The 17,313-nt window shown below is 66.9% G+C and carries 12 protein-coding genes; 3 read left to right on the top strand and 9 right to left on the bottom strand.

Annotated elements, in window-relative coordinates:
- Nucleotides 1-37: 37 nt before the first annotated feature.
- The 4 genes from MMG85_RS01555 to MMG85_RS01540 all read right to left on the bottom strand — a co-directional run bounded on the left by MMG85_RS01555 (nucleotide 38) and on the right by MMG85_RS01540 (nucleotide 8,430).
- Nucleotides 38-2,905 (bottom strand): TonB-dependent receptor, encoded by a 2,868-nt coding sequence (locus tag MMG85_RS01555; protein ID WP_241044322.1) that lies wholly within the window; start codon nucleotides 2,903-2,905, stop codon nucleotides 38-40.
- A 411-nt stretch (nucleotides 2,906-3,316) separates the two neighbouring features.
- Complete coding sequence (locus MMG85_RS01550; RefSeq protein WP_241044321.1) at nucleotides 3,317-6,256, bottom strand: TonB-dependent receptor; 2,940 nt, start codon at nucleotides 6,254-6,256, stop codon at nucleotides 3,317-3,319.
- 293 nt (nucleotides 6,257-6,549) lie between these two features.
- On the bottom strand, nucleotides 6,550-7,416 hold the full coding sequence (locus tag MMG85_RS01545; protein WP_241044606.1) for a hypothetical protein: 867 nt from the start codon (nucleotides 7,414-7,416) through the stop codon (nucleotides 6,550-6,552).
- Between the two features lie 117 nt (nucleotides 7,417-7,533).
- Entirely contained in the window at nucleotides 7,534-8,430 is an 897-nt protein-coding gene (locus MMG85_RS01540) for an Hsp33 family molecular chaperone HslO (RefSeq protein WP_241044320.1), read from the bottom strand.
- A 122-nt stretch (nucleotides 8,431-8,552) separates the two neighbouring features.
- On the opposite strand from MMG85_RS01540, the gene mtgA reads away from it, so the two are divergent.
- From mtgA to MMG85_RS01525, 3 genes are read left to right on the top strand one after another with little or no spacing between them, the layout of a single operon-like run.
- On the top strand, nucleotides 8,553-9,326 hold the full coding sequence (gene mtgA, locus MMG85_RS01535; RefSeq protein ID WP_241044319.1) for a monofunctional biosynthetic peptidoglycan transglycosylase: 774 nt from the start codon (nucleotides 8,553-8,555) through the stop codon (nucleotides 9,324-9,326).
- Complete coding sequence (locus MMG85_RS01530; RefSeq protein WP_241044318.1) at nucleotides 9,323-10,363, top strand: glycosyltransferase family 2 protein; 1,041 nt, start codon at nucleotides 9,323-9,325, stop codon at nucleotides 10,361-10,363. Before mtgA ends, MMG85_RS01530 begins: the two co-directional genes overlap by 4 nt.
- Entirely contained in the window at nucleotides 10,323-10,751 is a 429-nt protein-coding gene (locus MMG85_RS01525) for a CBS domain-containing protein (protein ID WP_055936540.1), read from the top strand. Before MMG85_RS01530 ends, MMG85_RS01525 begins: the two co-directional genes overlap by 41 nt.
- A gap of 7 nt (nucleotides 10,752-10,758) precedes the next feature.
- Here the strand turns inward: MMG85_RS01525 and MMG85_RS01520 are convergent, their stop codons facing one another.
- The 5 genes from MMG85_RS01520 to MMG85_RS01500 all read right to left on the bottom strand — a co-directional run.
- Nucleotides 10,759-12,705: an AsmA family protein gene (locus MMG85_RS01520; protein ID WP_241044317.1), complete on the bottom strand. Its 1,947-nt coding sequence runs from the start codon at nucleotides 12,703-12,705 to the stop codon at nucleotides 10,759-10,761.
- A gap of 86 nt (nucleotides 12,706-12,791) precedes the next feature.
- Nucleotides 12,792-13,487, bottom strand: a complete 696-nt coding sequence (locus MMG85_RS01515) for a hemolysin III family protein (RefSeq protein WP_241044316.1) — start codon at nucleotides 13,485-13,487, stop codon at nucleotides 12,792-12,794.
- A gap of 224 nt (nucleotides 13,488-13,711) precedes the next feature.
- Nucleotides 13,712-15,328, bottom strand: a complete 1,617-nt coding sequence (locus tag MMG85_RS01510; RefSeq protein WP_241044315.1) for a peptide chain release factor 3 — start codon at nucleotides 15,326-15,328, stop codon at nucleotides 13,712-13,714.
- Between the two features lie 84 nt (nucleotides 15,329-15,412).
- Nucleotides 15,413-16,339: a M23 family metallopeptidase gene (locus MMG85_RS01505; protein ID WP_241044313.1), complete on the bottom strand. Its 927-nt coding sequence runs from the start codon at nucleotides 16,337-16,339 to the stop codon at nucleotides 15,413-15,415.
- Nucleotides 16,336-17,313, bottom strand: a 978-nt coding sequence (locus tag MMG85_RS01500) for a phytase (protein WP_241044312.1), incomplete at its 5' end; no start/stop codon positions are given. The genes MMG85_RS01500 and MMG85_RS01505, both read right to left, overlap by 4 nt.

Below are 17,313 nucleotides of genomic sequence, written 5' to 3'. Positions count from 1 at the left end.
CCCCGAAGGGCCGTAGTTGTGTTGCGGAAGCACCAGATCAGAACTTCTGGTTGTACTGCATGTAGATGAAGCGACCGTTGATGTCGTACGACGGGTCGAACGTGTTGGCGAACGTCACGTACGAGGTCGGCGGGGTCTTGTCGAACACGTTGTTCACGCCCAGCGTGATCTTGGCGTTCCACGGAGCCTTCCAGTACACGCTCATGTCGTGGTACGTGGCTGCGCCGATCTTGTTCAACGAGCCTTCCTGCACGACGTCTACGCCACCGTCCTCGCCCAGGCCGAGGATCGCATCGCTGCAGAGCTCGCCGAAGCCGTAGTCGTTGTAGTAGAACGGGCAGGTTTCTTCCTGGCGCGAGTAGAAGCGTGCGGCATAGGTCGCACCCCAATCACCCATTTCCCAGCGGGCCAGCAGGTTGGAACGGATGCGCCACTGGTTGCTGCCGTCGATGTACTCGCCAACCTGGTTGTTGCCGTCCTTGTCTTCTTCGTAGCTGGCGTAGTAGGTGTTGTCCCAGCTGAAGGAGAACGAGCCCCACTTCGTGTCGGGCAGGCGGTAGTTCAACGTCATGTCGTAACCCTCGGCGTCGATCTCGGCCGAGTTCAGGCCGGACGACAGCAGGGTGTCGATGCTGCCGTTGGCATTACGCGTGAACAGCGAGCAGGCCTGCGCGTTGCCATCCTCGATGCACGAATCCAGGATGAACTGGCCCGAGCGCGTGATGATGCCGTTCTCGATGGTGATGTTCCACCAGTCCAGCGACACGTCGAAGCCGGGGATGAACGAGGGGCTCCACACCATGCCCAGCGTCTTGCTGGTCGAGGTTTCCGGCAGCAGGTCGGGGTTGCCACCGACGCTGATGCGGATCTGCGAGTTGCCCTGGTCGTAGCCGCCCGCCGGCACGCCCTGCGCGGTGCAGCGTGCGCGCTGGTCGGCGGTCAGGCTGCCGTAGGTGCCGCCGAAGGTGGTGGAGCAGGGATCGGCGATGGAGGCGAACGAGTCGGCCACGCCGGAATACAGCTCGGCGATGGACGGCGCGCGGAAACCTTCCGCCCAGCTGCCGCGGACCAGCAGGTCCTCGATCGGCTTCCACTTGAAGCCGAACTTGCTGTTCAGCGTGTCACCGAAGGTGTCGTAGTCCGAGTAGCGGGTGGCTACGCTCAGCTCCAGCTCGCGGGCCAGGAACACGTCACGCAGCAGCGGCGCCGACAGTTCCAGGTAGGCTTCGTCCAGCTTGTAGCTGCCGGCCGTGGCGGTACGGGCGTTGCCCGTGGTGTTGCCCGAGTTGATCAGCGCGTCCGGGGAGTCGTAACCCGCTTCGCTGCGGTGCTCCAGGCCGGCCGCGAAGGCCAGCATGCCGCCCGGCAGTTCGACGATTTCGCCCGACAGGTTGGCGAACCACTGCTTCATCGTGTACTGGAACTCGTCGTGCGCGACGAAGGTCGAGTAGGCCAGCATCTCCGGCGTCATGGAGCCCACGCCACCCAGCAGGTTCAGCGGCACGCAGCCTTCGATCACGTTGCCGGTGGTACCGCAGCGCGCTACGCCGGCGCCGTCGATGAACGACGGACCGAGTGCGTTGCGCAGGGCCAGGATGTTGAACAGGCCATCGGTGGTGTCGTTCTGGTCGTTGCGGCCGTAGCTGTAGCCCACATCCCAGGAGAAGAAGCGGTCGGCGAACTCGAAATTGCCTTCCAGCGCGCCCACGAAACCGAAGGTGTCGACGTTCTGGCGGAAGCTGCGGCCACCGGTTTCCACCGCACGGCGCTGGATGCGCGAGACGGTCTGGCCGAACGGGTTGTAGATGCTGTTCGGGCTGATGGAAATGGTGCGGGCCTGCACGCCTGCACCGGGACCCGTACCGAGCACGATCGGCATGGCGGCGAGCAGCTGCTCGGAGCGGCGGTTGTTATAGGTGCTGGTGGCGGAGAAGCGGACGTTGTCGGTGATGTCGAAGGACGCCTGGCCGAAGATCGACTTGCGCTCCTGCGGCGTGACCAGGTAGTTGTCCGGGGCGAAGTTGTACAGATCATTGACGCCGGCACCCCACGGACGCCACTGCGCCGGGGTCTGGCCTTCGTCGTAACCGAACTGGCCGGCGGCGCCGTTGGGACGGGTCTCGCCCACCGAGCAAGCACCCGGGCTGAAGGTGCCGGAGCACAGCGCGAAACGGCCGTTCGGGCTGGTGCTGCTGCCGAACGCGACGCCGGTGCCGAAGACGGGCACGGCCGAGATCTCGCGATCGCCGGCCATCACCGGGTTTTCCTTCACGTAGCCGGCGCCGAACATCGCGCTGAAGCGGTCGCCGCTGCTGCCGATGGTGATGTCATAGGATTCTTTCGCACCGTCGCCCTGGCTGAACTGGCCGTAGTAGGCGTTCGCTTCGGCACCGTCGAAATCGGTGCGCAGGATGACGTTGACCACGCCCGCGATGGCGTCGGAGCCATAGATGGCGGAGGCGCCATCCTTCAGCACTTCGATGCGCTCGACCGCAGCGGTCGGGATGGTGTTGAGGTCGGTCGCGCCGCCCAGGCCGGTGCCGGCAACCCAGCGGCGGCCGTTGACCAGCACCAGCGTGCGGTTCGGGCCAAGGTTACGCAGGCTGACGCGGGTCTCGCCGTTGCCGCCGTTGTTGTATTGGGTGTTGAGGGCGGTGCCGTTGGAGGTCAGGTTCTGGATGACGTCGCCGATCGACGTCAGGCCCTGGGCCTGGATGTCTTCGCGGCTCAGACTGAACACCGGCTGGGAGGTTTCCATGTCGGTGCGCTTGATGCGCGAACCGGTCACTTCCACCTTGTCCAGCGTGGTCGTGGCCTCTTGGGCGAACGCAGCGCCCGTCGTGGATGCGCTTACGACGAGCGCGATACTGATCGCGTCGCGCAGCTTGGTGGTCTTGTGGTTCATTCTCTCTCCGAGTGAGTCGTTTAGCCCTAGGGATACCCTGCCGGCCGGCCAAAAAGTGGCGACCAAAGAGCGGGGGTGGCCCGATCATAGTCGGGGGGCGCGAAGAATTAAAGTGTTGTTAAGCGGCCAAAATGTGGCAAAGCGTCCGGTCAAGGTGTGCAAAGCGGGTCTCGCGACTGAGTGCTCGCTACCTGAACAGGGGTGATGAACCAACGTGGTGCGCGATCTCCCCGAAAGGGAGGGGTCGGCTCGAGCGCATCCCTGCGGCGGCTGAAAAACAGGTGCTGCCGTTTTGCTGGCCGTCTCAGATGATTGCCACTGCTACACCCCGGGAAGATCCCACGGCGCAGCCAACAAAAAAGCACGGCCCCTTTCGGGGCCGTGCCGGTTACCGCAACGCGTGGATCGCGATCAGAACTTCTGCTGGTACTTCATGTACATGAAGCGGCCGATGTCGTACTGACCGTGATAGGACACGTTCGCGCTGGGCTGGCTGTAGAACTGCGGACCCTGACGATCGAACACGTTGTTCGCACCGATCGCGATGGTGGCATTCCACGGGGCGCTCCAGCGGAGTTCCAGGTCGTTGAACGTGACCGAGCCCATCTTGTTGATGGCGCGCGTCTGTGCCGGATTGGCGGCGCGGAACGTCGGATCCGTGCACTCGTCGGGGAACAGCGCGGCCGACAGGCAGGTTTCCTTTTGCGAGGAGTAGTAGCGCGCACCCCAGGTGGCACCGAAGCTGCCCATGTTCCAGGTCACATTCGCGTTGGAGCGGATGCGATGCGTGCCCAGGAAACCCGGCGACGTGGCATAGCCCACCAGCTGCTGCGGCAACGTCAGCGGGTTGGTATCGGTCTTGATTTCATCCTTGCTGGTGTAGGTGGTCTGCCAGGTCAGGTTGAAGGTACCGAAACCTTCCGTCGCCAGACGGTAGCTCAGATCCAGGTCATAGCCTTCGGTTTCACGGAAGCCGGCATTGATGCCCGTGAAGCGCAAGCTGTTGACATAGCCCAGCACCGGATCACGCGTGAAGTTGGTGCAACGCGATGCATCGCCCTGGATGTAGCAGTCGTTGAGCATCTGCGTGGCGGAGTCGGCCACGATCGTGTCTTCGATGCGGATGTTCCACCAGTCCAGACTCACGTTCAGGCCTTCCAGGAAGCCCGGGCTCCAGACGACGCCGAAGGTCTTCGACTCGGAAGTTTCCGGGATCAGATTCGGATTGGAGCCCGAGAAGAAAGCCACCGGCGTCTGCGAGTTGGTGCCTGCTGCCGGCGTGAAGCCCTGTTGCAGCTGGCGGAACGTCGCGGCATTGACGATGTCGCGCTGGCAGGCGGCGTTGTTGCGCGCTGCACCGAACGTGGTATCGCAGGGATCGGTGAAGAACGAGAACGTCTGCGAACCGCCACCGTACAGATCGGCGATCGTCGGGGCCCGGAATCCCTCGGCGTAAGTGCCGCGGAACAGCAGCGAATCGATCGGCTTCCACTTGAAGCCGAACTTGCTGTTCAGGGTGTCGCCGAAGGTATCGTAGTCCGAATAACGCGTGGCGATGCTGAAGCTCAGCTCTTGCGCGCCCGGCAGGTCGGCCAGCAGCGGGATCGCCAACTCGGCGTAGATTTCATCGACCTTGTAGCTGCCATCGGTCGGGCCGGCGGAGAGGGTGGTCGAGTTGCCGGTGACGGCTTGTGCGTCGGGAATGAATTCGCCCGATTCCTTGCGGCTTTCCACACCCACCGCGAAGCCCAGATCGCCGCCCGGCAGGGCGAACAGCGAGCCGGCCAGGTTGGCGGTGAACACTTCGGTTTCGGTCTCGCCCGAGGAGTTCAGGGTCTGGAACAGGAAGTCGATCAGTGCCTGGTTGCCGGTCAGGCCACCATCGCCCACGCGGCCGAACGGGATGAACGGATTCCACGGCACGCAGGAGGCCAGCGGGATCGGAGCGGCTGCGGTGCCGCACTGGACCACGCCCTGAGCGTTGAGGAACGACGGACCCACGGCCTGGCCGACGCGGGCCACGTTGAGGTTGCCGTAGTTTTCCTGGGTGACCTTGTTGTTGTTGTACAGGTAGCCCACGTCCCAGTCGAAGATGCGCTCGCCGATGTCAAAGCTGCCTTCCAGACCGGCCGAGAAGCGCCAGTTGGTCGTGGTCGGGCGATCGACGCGCGGGATCTCCCAGGTACGACGCCAGTAATTGACGGCCTGCGGCGTCGCGTAGCCATGGAAGGTACCCACCGGGTTGTAGTAGCTGTTGATCGCCATGGTCGTGCCGGCGAACGCCCCACTCTGGAACGGATAACCGGCCACCTGACGCTCAGCATCGCGCTGGCTGTACATCATGTTACTGCGGAAGCGAACGCTGTCGTTGATGTCGAATACGCCATCGACGAACAGCGAACGGCTCTCCAGCGGTGTACGCAGATGCGTCTGCAGGTTGGTATTGCTCTTGTCGACCGTCGAGCCGTTCGGATCCGCAGCGCTGGTACCGGTGTTGGTGTTCAGCGCGTGGAAGTTGGTGATGTTGCGCCAGTCGGCGCCGGTGTTCAGCACGCGGTTGCCGCCAGCGGCGGCCGGCAGGTTGATCACGCCCCACTGGCTGACCGTGGTCCAGCCGCGGTCCGGATGCCACTGGCCCTGCGGGAATGCCGAGTACGGACGATCGCCCGACAGCACTTCCTCTTCCTTCCGGTACTCCACAGCGGCGGTCAGCGAACCGCGGTCACCGGTGAAGCCCATCACGAAGTCGGCACGGGTGGTTTCGCCGTCGCCTTCGCCGTACTGGCCGTAATAGGCCTGGGCGGTGGCGCCTTCGAAGTTGGAGCGGGTGATGATGTTGACCACGCCGGCGATGGCGTCGGAACCGTAGATCGACGAGGCGCCGTCCTTCAGCACTTCGATGCGTTCGACCGCGGCGGTCGGGATCAGCGAAATGTCTTGCAGGCCGCTGGTGCTGATGCCCAGACGCTTGCCGTTGACCAGGATCAGGGTGCGCGTGGAACCCAGGTTGCGCATGCTGATGAACTGGCCACCGACGTTTTCACCGGCCGACAGTGGCTGGGCGCGGCTGATGGCGGGTGCACCGACGGCGGAGATGTTCTGCAGGATGTCGGCGACCGACTGGAAGCCCTGCTTTTCGATGTCCGCGCGGCTGATGGTCAGCACGGGAGCGGCGTTTTCGACGTCGACCTGGCGGATGCGCGAGCCGGTGACTTCGATGCGGTCCAAGGTGGTGGTTTCGGTCTGGCCGGACTCTTGCGCGAACACCGCACCGGTGCCCACAGCCGACACTGCGCCTACCGTCAGCGCGAACGAAATCGCGTCACGGAGCTTCGTGGTTTTGCAGTTCATTGTCTCTCTCTCCCATGTAGGGGGTATCCCAAGGTGTCCCTCGAGGCAGTCAAAAAGGCGACCACGAAACGAGGGGGTGACCGGATACTAGTCGGCTTTTAACGAGAATTAAACTCGCGTGAAGACCGAAGGCAGATAGAGATAAGCTTAGTTACGTAATTGTGATGTACGGCACGCAATCGTCGCGCTCAGTGCCGATTCCAGCGCTGGAGTGGAAGCATGGCCGGACACGGCGCGCGCGCATCTGACGCGCTGCGACAGCACGGGAGCGTATGTGCGCAAGAAAGGGAGACTTACAGGTCCTGCTCGTACCTGACGTAAGGCACGGTGCCTTCGTCGGCGTTCTCGTTGGTCAACGAGAAGGGATTCTTGCCGCGGGTGATGACGTTCTCGGCGCCCACGGTGAGCTGTCCGCTCCACGGCGTGCGCCAGGTCAGGCCCAGGCCAAGGCCTTCGAACTTGCCGGGCTGGCCGGGTACGTCGATGACGCGCCCGATGATGTTGGCGCTGAAGGGGCCGTAGCCGCCGCCGACGGTCAGACTGCGGCTGTTCCAGCGGTCGGCCAGGGCAGGCAGGTCGGAAGCGGGCACCAGGGTGGCCTTCGCCACGGCGCCACCGATGGAAACGAAGCCTTCGCGGCCGATGTTCTTCTGCCCGAACACGGTCAGGTCGTTCTGTTCGACGCGACCGGTGCCGCGGCCCGACGACAGCCAGGCGGGCAGGGTGTCGCGGCCGGTGCCGGCCGACAGGCCGAGCTTGCCGCCAGGGCGGCTGAGCACGGCCGACGCGCTGAGGCGCTGGCTCGCGTTGGTGTCGTCGCCCTCGTCGCCGAGCGTGGCGAGCATGCAATGGCTGGCCAGGTTGCCGATGTTGCCAACCACGCCGGCCTTGCGGTTGCAGACCAGGCCGAGGGAATCGCCGCTGTCCAGCCCGAAGGCGGTGGTCAGCGAGTTGCGGCCCAGGCGCCAGCGGGCACCAGCTTCGGCCTGGCCGGTCGGTTCGAGCAGCAGTACCGCCTCGACCTTGCCGTCGTTGTTCCAGATCGGCAGGGCGGTGGGCTGGGCGTCGGCGGCCGGCCTGCGCGTGCTCTTCTGCGCATGCGCATCCGCTGCCACGCCGGAGGCGAGCAGCAGGGCAAGCGACAGTGTCAGGCTACGCAGTTTCATGGCTCGCTTCAGACTCCTGGGTCGACCCGGAGTTCCCCTCCCGAAGGGGAACCGATGCTATGCCGTTTATGTTTCTTTAACAAGTCCCCGGGCGGCTTGCCGGCTGCCGGACTACTGCAGGCGGCTGGGCGCGTCCACATCGACCTTGGGCTGGCTGAAAAGTTCCGCGATCTGGGGAGGCGAAAACCGGTACTCCTGCCCACAGAACTCGCAACGCACTTCGGCCACCCCATCGGCCAGCGCGGCCGTCGCCTCCTCTTCCCCCAACGACTGCAGCATGCTCTCGACCCGCTCACGCGAACAAGAGCAACCGAAGCGAACTGGGCGCTGGGTCAGGATTTGCGGCGATTCCTCGTGGAACAGCCGGTGCAGCAGGTCCGGCACGGGCGTGGCCAGCAGCTCGGCCTCGCCCAAGGTGTCGAACAGGGCGCCGGCGCGGTTCCAGCCGTCGTCGTCGCCCTCGTCGCCGGGCAGTTTCTGCAGCATCAGGCCACAGGCGCGGTCGCCGTTGGCGGACAGCAGCAGTCGCGTGGGCAGCTGTTCGGACTGGCGGAAGTAGTCCTCGAAGGCGTCGGCCAGCCGGCTGGCCTCCAGGCCGACCAGGCTCTGGTAGCGCTGCGGCTCGCGCGGGTCGAGGCCCGGGTTTTCGATGGTGATGGCCAGCAGGGCGTCATCGCCCAGGTCGCGCAGGTCGCGCGGCGCGTCCTGGTCGGCGGACAGCTGCGCGATGCCGCGCACGGTGCCCGACGCTGTGCATTCGGCGAACAGGCTGCGCAGGCTGCCCTGGCTGCGCAACTGGATCGACAGCCGGCCGTCGACCTTGGTGTGGCCGGTGAACAACACCGCGGCCGCGCTGGCTTCGCCCAGCAACTCGCGCGTCGACGGCGGGTAGTCGGCACGGCCCGCCACGGTCTGCCAGGTGTCGTCCAGGCGCACGGCCACGCCGCGGACGCCGGCGGCGGGGAGCAGGAATCGGGTCAGGGTGTCGGCGGAGGCGTCAGTGGCCATGGGAATCCATGCGGGGAATGCGGGGCGGGCGCGTGTCTCGGCATAATGCCGCCGATGACACGCACGAAGGGAAACACCACGATGGGGGCACGCAACGCCATCCTCAAGCGCTGGCTCGCCCGATGAGCGCAGCCGCTGTCGCCCACGTACCGCGCCGACGCCGCTGGTTCCGCTGGCTGCTGGCCCTGCCGTTCCTGTTCGCGGCCGCGAGCATCCTGCAGGTGGTGGTGCTGCGCTTCGTCGATCCGCCGTTCACCGCCTTCATGGCGGCGCGCGTGTTCGAGGCCTGGGGGCAGGGCGAGTTCGGTTTCCGGGTGGCTTACGACTGGCGCGACCTCGACGAGATGGCGCCCAGCCTGCCGCTGTCGATGGTGGCGGCGGAGGACCAGAACTTCGCGACCCATCATGGCTTCGACCTGGCGGCGATCGAGAAGGCGCGCGTGCACAACCGCAAGATGGTCGAGCGTGCCGAGAAGCGCGGGCGGCCGGTGACACGCATCCGTGGCGCCAGCACCATCAGCCAGCAGGTGGCGAAGAACGTGTTCCTCTGGCAAGGCAGTAATCGCGTCACGCGCTGGGCGCGCAAGGGGCTGGAGGCCTGGTACACGTTGCTGATCGAAACGCTTTGGTCGAAGCGGCGCATCCTGGAGGTGTATGCGAACGTCGCCGAGTTCGGCGATGGCGTCTACGGCGGGCAAGCCGCCGCGCGGCGCTACTGGGGCAAGGACGCGGCAGGCCTGAGCGCCAACCAGAGCGCGCGCCTGGCCGCGGTGCTGCCGTCGCCGCGCCGGTACAGCGCCCAGCGCCCCGGCCCGTACGTGCAGCGGCGGGCGACGCGGATCGAGCGCCAGGTCCGGCAGATCGGCGGCACCAGCTACCTGGAGGCGTTGCCATGAGCGGCGCCTCGCCCTGGCAGCTCACCGTGGTGGTGGCGGCCTACAACGAGGCGCAGTCGCTGCCGCTGCTGCATCCGCGCGTGATGGCGGCGCTGGATGCGCTGAAGGGCGTTCAGGGTCGTGTGCTGTACGTGGACGACGGCAGCCGCGATGCGACGTGGACGGTGATGCGCACGCTGGCGGCGAACGATCCGCGCGTGTCGGTGCTGCGGCTCTCGCGCAATTTCGGCAAGGAGGCGGCGCTCACGGCAGGACTGGACCGCGTCGAGACCGGTGCGGCGTTGATCCTGGATGCCGACGGACAGGATCCGCCGGAGTTGATCGGCGACTTCGTGCGCGAATGGCAGGCCGGCTACGACAATGTGCACGGCACGCGCATCGCCCGCGATGGCGAGAGCTGGCTGAAGCGCGCCACGGCGCATGCGTTCTACCGGGTGATCGGCCATCTGTCGAAGACGCCGATCCCGGCCGACACCGGCGACTTCCGCCTGCTGTCGCCGCGCGCGCTGGCGGCGCTGCGGGAACTGCGCGAGCGCCATCGTTTCATGAAGGGCCTGTTCGGTTGGGTGGGTTTCAACCAGAAGGCGCTGCCGTACCACCGCGAAGCGCGCGTGGCGGGCCGCAGCAGTTTCGGCTTCTGGAAGCTGTGGAACTTCGCGCTGGAAGGCATCACCAGCTTCACCACCGCACCGCTGCGGGTGGCGACCTACATCGGCGTGCTGACCGCCTTGCTGGCCTTCGCCTTCGCCCTCTACATCGTCGGCAAGGCGCTGCTGTTCGGCGACCCGGTGGCGGGCTGGCCGACGATGATGACGGTCATCCTGTTCCTGGGCGGCATGCAACTGGTGGCGCTGGGCCTGATCGGGGAGTACCTCGGTCGTCTGTACGAGGAATCCAAGCAGCGGCCGCTGTACCTGGTGGATGCCTGGCAACCGGCCTCGGCAGGAGTATCCTTGGCCGGGCCAGATCGACCCGCTCCCCTTTCCGGAGATCGCCATGCGCACGGTTCGTCAGTTGCTGGGGGCCAAGGCCCCTGAAGTCTTCTCGGTGTCGCCCGACGCGTCCGTCCTCGATGCCATCCGGCTGATGGCCGAGAAGGGCGTCGGCGCGGTGCTGGCCATGCAGGGGCCGCGACTGTGCGGCATCGTGTCCGAGCGCGATTACGCGCGGAAGGTCGTGTTGCAGGGGCGCTCGTCCTCCAATACGCCGGTGCGCGACATCATGACGGCGAAAGTGGTGACGGTGCGGCCGGACGACAGCGTCGATCACTGCATGCAGGTGGTGACCGAGCACCGCATCCGCCACCTGCCGGTCGCCGAGGGCGAGGCCATCGTTGGCGTGATTTCCATCGGCGACCTGGTCAAGGCGGTGATCGAGGACCAGCAGGTGGAACTGGACCAGCTGCAGCGTTACATCGCCAGCTGAGCCGTCGCTACTTCGCGTACTGCCCGCCGCAGGCACTGTCCTCGCCGGGGCCGATCTCGAGCGTGGCTAACAGTGCGGCCGGGGGCGCGATGCTGCCCAGCGCGACCGCCACCGCGCCGCGCAGGCCCAGGCGCTTGAAGTCCGGACGGAACGACGGGTCCTTGAACGTGCCGCCGACCACCAGCGGCGAGCGCAGCGCGAAGATGCTGCGATCCTTCGGGCGCGGCCGCATTTCCAGATCCAGCGTCTCGTCCTTCAGGCTGATCCGGCCCGTGCCGACGATGATCGTGTCGCTGGTGTCGAAAGCCAGCGCGCGCGCGTCCATCACGCCGTCGGTCACGGCGAAGTCGCCGAAGGCGCAGCGCACCGGCACGGTCTTGTCCTCGGTGACCAGGAACTTCAGCGCTTCGGCGATATCCAGCCCGGCCAGTTCCATCAGCAGGTTGCTGATCTGCCCGCGGCCCATGCCGAGCGCGATGTCGCCATCCGCGGTCCCGAGAATCCCGGCGATCGAGTTGCCGGTCCCGGTGATCTTGATGTCGCCGCCGATGCGGCCGATGGCGGTGCGGGTCAGTTCGGCCTGCGGGAACAGCTCGCCCAGGTCCAGTCCGCGCGCGGCGATGGTCGCCTGCGTGCGGATGGTGTCGCTGCGTGCATCCATGCGGATCTGCGAACGGATGTCGCCCTGCGCCACGCCGAAGTTCAGCGGCTCCAGTCGCAGCAGGCCGGCGTCGAGCAACAGATGCGCATCCATGTCCTCGATGGGAAGGCGGGGAGCGTTGATGCGCTGTGCTTTCCAACGGACGTCGGCGTCCATCGCACGCAGCTTGATCAGGTTATAAGGCGTATCGGGCAGCAAGCGCGCGTCCGTGGCCAACGCAGCGGCTTCTGCGCGCTGCTGGGCGTTGCTGGCCTCGCCCCCGCCCGTTTGCGGCGGCGCGCCGACGAACCCGGCCAGGTCATCGAAGTCCAGCCGCTTCGAGACCAGGTTCGCGGTAAGCAATGGACGCTCACGACCTACCGTCACGCTCGCCGATCCAGCCAGGTCGCTGTCGCCGACCACGCCGGTGAACCCGTCGTAGCGCCACGTGTCTCCATCGCGGGTGAAGCGTCCGTCCAGCCGGTACGGCGGCGTGGGCGGCGTGGCGATGCCGATCAGCGGGAACAGGTCTTCCATGTCCTCGCCCGCCAGCCGCAGCTGCAGATCGAAATCGCGCAGGCGGAACGGGTCGGTGAGCGTGCCGCGCGCATGCGCGCGCGTCGGGCCCGCGGTCGCGCGCAGGTCGATGCGGTAGGGCTTGCCGGTGTCGCGCAGCGCGAGGGGCGAAGCGACCTGGCCTTGCAATGACAGCGCGGTGCCTGCCCAACGGCCCTTGCCCTTCAGCTCGACGGCCGAAGGTTCGTCGGCTTTCGGCTGCCGGATACTGGAAAGCCGGATGTCGAGATCAGTCCTGCGTGCGGCGTCCAAGAACAGCAGGCGTCCGTCATCGATCCAGAGGTCACGGTACTGGATCCGACCTTCGGTGGTGTCGCCGAACACCCAGTTGCCCACGCCTTCGGGTCCACGTTCCAGTCGCATCTGCGGCCGGGTCAGGTGGATTCGGGGGATGCGTGTCTGGCGCTGGAAGATCAGCGGGAAGACCTCCACGCTCAGTTCGGCACGGTCCGCCGCCGCCATCACCGGCACCTTGGACCATGCGGCATTGCCGAACGTCAGTGCATCCGCGCGCACCGTGATCACCCGGCCCAGGTCCACGTCCAGATTGCCCGCAATGTGGAAACTGCGGCCGGTCTGCCATTCGACGACGCGCTCGATGGGTCGCCGCAGCCAGTTCCACTCGAACAGGATGGCCAGCACCACGATCACCGCCGCCAGCACACCCAGCGTGACGGCGCCGGTGCGCGACAGCGGGCGCAGGGCGAAGCGGCGGCGGGGTCGGGGCGCATCGTGCATGACCCATCGTCGGCCGCGCGGTGTTCACGTGCCGCGAAACGCGGCGTCAGCGGTTCACGCGCGGGACACGAACGTGGACGCGCAGTTCACGCCAGGCGCGGCGACAGCACCTGCTGGGTCACGGCGACGAAGTGGCAGACGCTGCCGCCGATCACGAACAGATGCCAGATCGCATGCGAGTAGCGGATCGATTCGCGATGGTAGAAGAAGGTGCCCAGCGTGTAGAACAGGCCGCCGGCCAGCATCCAACCCAGCGTCACCGGGTCGACCGAGCTCAGCAGCGGCTTGATCGCCACCACCACCAGCCAGCCCATCGCGATATAGATGATGGTCGACAGCAGCTTGAAGCGGCCGGTGTAGAACAGCTTGAACACCACGCCGGCGAACGCTAGCGTCCAGATCGCGATGAACAGGCCCCAGCCCCACGGTCCGCGCAGGCCGATCAGGGTGAACGGCGTGTAGGTGCCGGCGATCAGCAGGTAGATCGCGCAGTGATCGAACACCTTCAGCCGCCCCTTCGCCACTGGGTGCTGGATGGCGTGGTAGAGCGTGGAGGCGGTGTAGAGCAGCAGCAGGGTCACGCCGAACACGATGGACGCGCCCAGCTGCCAGCCATCGCCATGGATCGCGGCCAGGGTGATCAGCACCGCGCTGCCGGCCAGGGCCAGCAACGCGCCGAGGCCATGCGTCAGTGCGCTGGCGATCTCGTCGCGCAGGTCGATCAGGTGGTCGGCGCGCTTGCGGGCGCGCAGGGTGCGCAACGGAGTGGGGTCGGTGCTCATGGCGACAAAATTACCGCAACGCAGCAACCGGCGCATCCCTGCGCCCCGCCGCGGATTCAGCATGGCCGAGCCGAAAAGCGGTTTGATCGACACGGATAAGAGCGGATAACGGCAGATAGAGCCTTTTCCCATCGGCTTTATCCGCATTTATCCGCCTTTATCCGTGTCTCCCTTCTTTCGGCCGCACGGTCGCGGCTCAAGCCGCTTCTGCGGAAGAGCGGCCTTCAGCCCAGGTCGACGCTGTGCGCGTGCTCGCGGGTGGCCAGGAACTGCACGTCCGGCGCGCGTTCCTGCGCCAGCTGCAGGTTCACCCGCGTCGGTGCCAGGTAGACCAGCTCGCCGGCGGCGTCCAGCGCCAGGTTCATGGCGTTCTTGTCGCGGAACTCTTCCAGCTTCTTCGCGTTGTCGCAGCGGATCCAGCGCGCCGTGGCCACGCTGACGTTCTCGAACGACGCATCCACGCCGTACTCGTCCTTCAGCCGGTAGGCCACCACGTCGAACTGCAGCACGCCCACCGCGCCCAGGATCAGGTCGTTGCTCATCAGCGGGCGGAAGAACTGCGTGGCGCCTTCCTCGGACAGTTGCGCCAGGCCCTTCTGCAACTGCTTGAGCTTGAGCGGATCGCGCAGGCGCGCGCGGCGGAACAGTTCCGGCGCGAAGTTCGGGATGCCGGTGAACGACAGCGTCTCGCCCTCGGTGAAGGTGTCGCCGATGGAGATGGTGCCGTGGTTGTGGATGCCGATCACGTCGCCGGGATACGCCTCGGCGGCGATCTCGCGGTCGCTGGCCATGAAGGTCAGCGCGTTGGCCAGCTTCATCTCCTTGCCGGTGCGTACGTGGAAGGTCTTCATGCCGGCTTCGAAGCGGCCCGAGCACACGCGCATGAACGCCACGCGGTCGCGGTGCTGCGGATCCATGTTGGCCTGGATCTTGAAGACAAAGCCGGTCAGCTTGTTCTCCGCCGGCTGCACCTTGCGGCCGGTGGTCTCGCGCGGTTGCGGCGACGGCGCATGCTCGACGAAGAAGTCCAGCAGCGGCTGCACGCCGAAGTTGTTGACGCCCGAGCCGAAGAACACCGGCGTCTGCTTGCCGTCCAGGTAGGCCTGCTTGTCGAACGGATGGCTGGCGCCCTGCACCAGTTCCAGCTCTTCGCGCAGCTGGGCCAGCATCTCCCCGCCGATCTTCTCGGCAAGGCCGGGCGCGTCGAGCGACGGGAAGATCGTCGAATCCTGGCGGGTGAAGTTGCGGCCCGGTTCGTACAGGTGCACCTCGCCGGTCAGCAGGTGCACCACGCCCTTCAGGCGCTGGCCCATGCCGATCGGCCAGGTCACCGGCGCGCACTGGATGCCGAGCACGCTTTCCACTTCGTCCAGCAGGTCGATCGGGTCCTTGCCCTCGCGGTCCAGCTTGTTGATGAAGGTCATGATGGGCGTGTCGCGCAGGCGGCAGACTTCCATCAGCTTGATCGTGCGCTCTTCCACGCCCTTGGCCACGTCGATGACCATCAGCGCGCTGTCCACCGCGGTGAGCACGCGGTAGGTGTCCTCGCCGAAGTCGGCGTGGCCCGGCGTGTCCAGCAGGTTGACGATCTTGCCTTCGTACGGGAACTGCATCACCGACGAGGTCACCGAGATGCCGCGCTCCTTTTCCAGCGCCATCCAGTCGGACGTCGCGTGGCGCGCGGCCTTGCGGCCCTTCACCGAGCCGGCCATCTGGATCGCACCGCCGAACAGCAGCAGCTTCTCGGTCAGCGTGGTCTTGCCGGCGTCGGGGTGGGAAATGATGGCGAAGGTGCGGCGGCGTGCCGCTTCGGGCGCCACGGGGCTGTTCGGATCGGACATGGGGCAGGCGCCCGGACGGGCGTGGCGGAAGCAGGGAAGGGCGCGATTATAGCGGCCTGCGCCGGCCGGATCGCCGGGGTGGGCTCAGCGGCTGGCCGGGAACTGCAGCTGCCCCAACGGCCCGAACATGCGGAAAGGCACCGATTCCAGCCGCATGCCGCGGTTGGCCTGCACCACGAAGTGCAGGTGCGGTGCGGTCGAGAAGCCGGTGTTGCCGGACAGGCCGATGTACTGGCCCTTGCTCACGTACTGGCCCACGCGCACCTGGGCGCCCTCGGCCTTCAGGTGGGCGTACAGCGCCATGCTGCCGTCGGGATGCAGGATGCGGATGAAGTTGGCGCGGCCGCCGTACTTCTCGCGGTTCAGGCCAGCCTTGTCGAAGTCCGACTCCACCTGCATCACCAGCCCTTCGCGCGCGGCGACGATCCGCGTGCCTTCGGGCACGGCGAAATCGATGGCGTGCAGGTTCTGCGCGTCGCTGTGGCTGAAGCGCCCGCCCGGCCCCTGGTCCACGCGCACGCGGCCGTAGTCGAACGGCAGGCGGTATTCGTAGTCCTGCGGCTGGCTGGCCGGATCGCCGGGCATGCCGTCCAGGGTGAGTTCGAAATCGCCGCCGCGCAGCGGATCGGTCACGCTGATGTCGGCGACCCGCACGCTGCTGCGCGCCGGCACCACCGCACGGGCGGGCAGGGCGGGGGCGCTGCGCACATCGCGCTGGCGGCGGAAGCCCAGCTGCACTTCCACCGGCCCGTGCATCAGGTTGTCGGCCCAGGCTTCGTAGCGCCCACCCTGTTTCTCCAGGCGCAGCCGTACCAGCGCACTGGGCGGATTGCGGAAGCGCATGACGTCCAGCCCGCTGCCGGCCAGCTGCTCCGGCGGGGGCGGCTGGTCGCCGTACTGGGTGTAGCCCTGCTTGTCCTTCCAGCGGTACAGGCGGGCGGCGTCCGCCCCGCCGACGCTGCCGACCAGCACGGCGACGCCGCAGGCCAGGGCCAGCAGGCGCGCCTTCACCGCGGGCAATCGCCTTGCAGGTCGAGCGCGCGGGCGATGTCGCGCAGGTCGAAGGCCGCCAGCGACACGTCGTTGTGCAGGGCGAACAGCGCGCCGGCCGGGAAGCGCGGGGTGGGCATGGCGTACACGGTCTCGCCGTCGGTGTTGGCGGTCACTTTGCCCGAGAACACACCTGCCGGCGCCAGTGTGGCGCGCTCGAATAGGCGGAAGCGGGTGGGCGTCAGCTGGTCCACCGCCACCCAGTAGCCGCTGTCGGCGCTGCACGACCACAGCGCGATGCCCTCGGCGTCGGCGTCGAACACCGGCAGGCTGCGGCGGTTGTAGGTGCCGGTGGCCAGCCGGTAATCGCGCAGCGTGGAACCCACGCGGCGGTCCTCTTCGGCGACCAGCAGGCGTCCGTGCGCCGGGTCGCCGGCGATCGACTCGACCATGCGCAGCGCGCCGGCGGGGCCGGTGTCGCCGAACTGGCCGAGCAACTGCGTTTCCAGCTTGCCGCCGTCCTCCACCCGCACCCGGAACCGCTTCACCCGGCCATCCAGTTCCGCCATCGGCGGCAGCGTCATGGTGCGGAAATCGGCCATGTAGCTGTCGGTGACGAACAGCTCCAGCTCGCCGGGCGCCGCCTCGTGCACCCACAGGCCGTAGGGCGAGCGCAGCACGTCGGCGCCGAACGCGCCCAGCGGCGCGAACTCGGGCAGGCGGAACGCCTGCACGCGATGGTTGTCGCGTTCGGCCACGAACAGCAGGTCGCCGAACACGGCGATCCCGTTGGGCCGGTTGAACTGGCCCACGGCGCTGCCGGGCCCGCCGACGGTACGCAGGCGCTGGCCGCTGTCGGCGTCGTAGAGGGCCAGCCGGTGGGTCGCCTTGGCGGTGGCGATCAGCCAGACCTGGCCGTCTTCCGTGGGCCAGGCGACCAGCGAGTCCAGCTCGTCGCCGGCGACCGGTTCGGAGACCCAGACCTCGGCGATGAC

The sequence above is a fragment of the Pseudoxanthomonas sp. LH2527 genome (assembly GCF_022539275.1).
Lineage (GTDB): Bacteria > Pseudomonadota > Gammaproteobacteria > Xanthomonadales > Xanthomonadaceae > Pseudoxanthomonas_A.
This window is presented reverse-complemented; position numbering and strand designations above follow the sequence as displayed.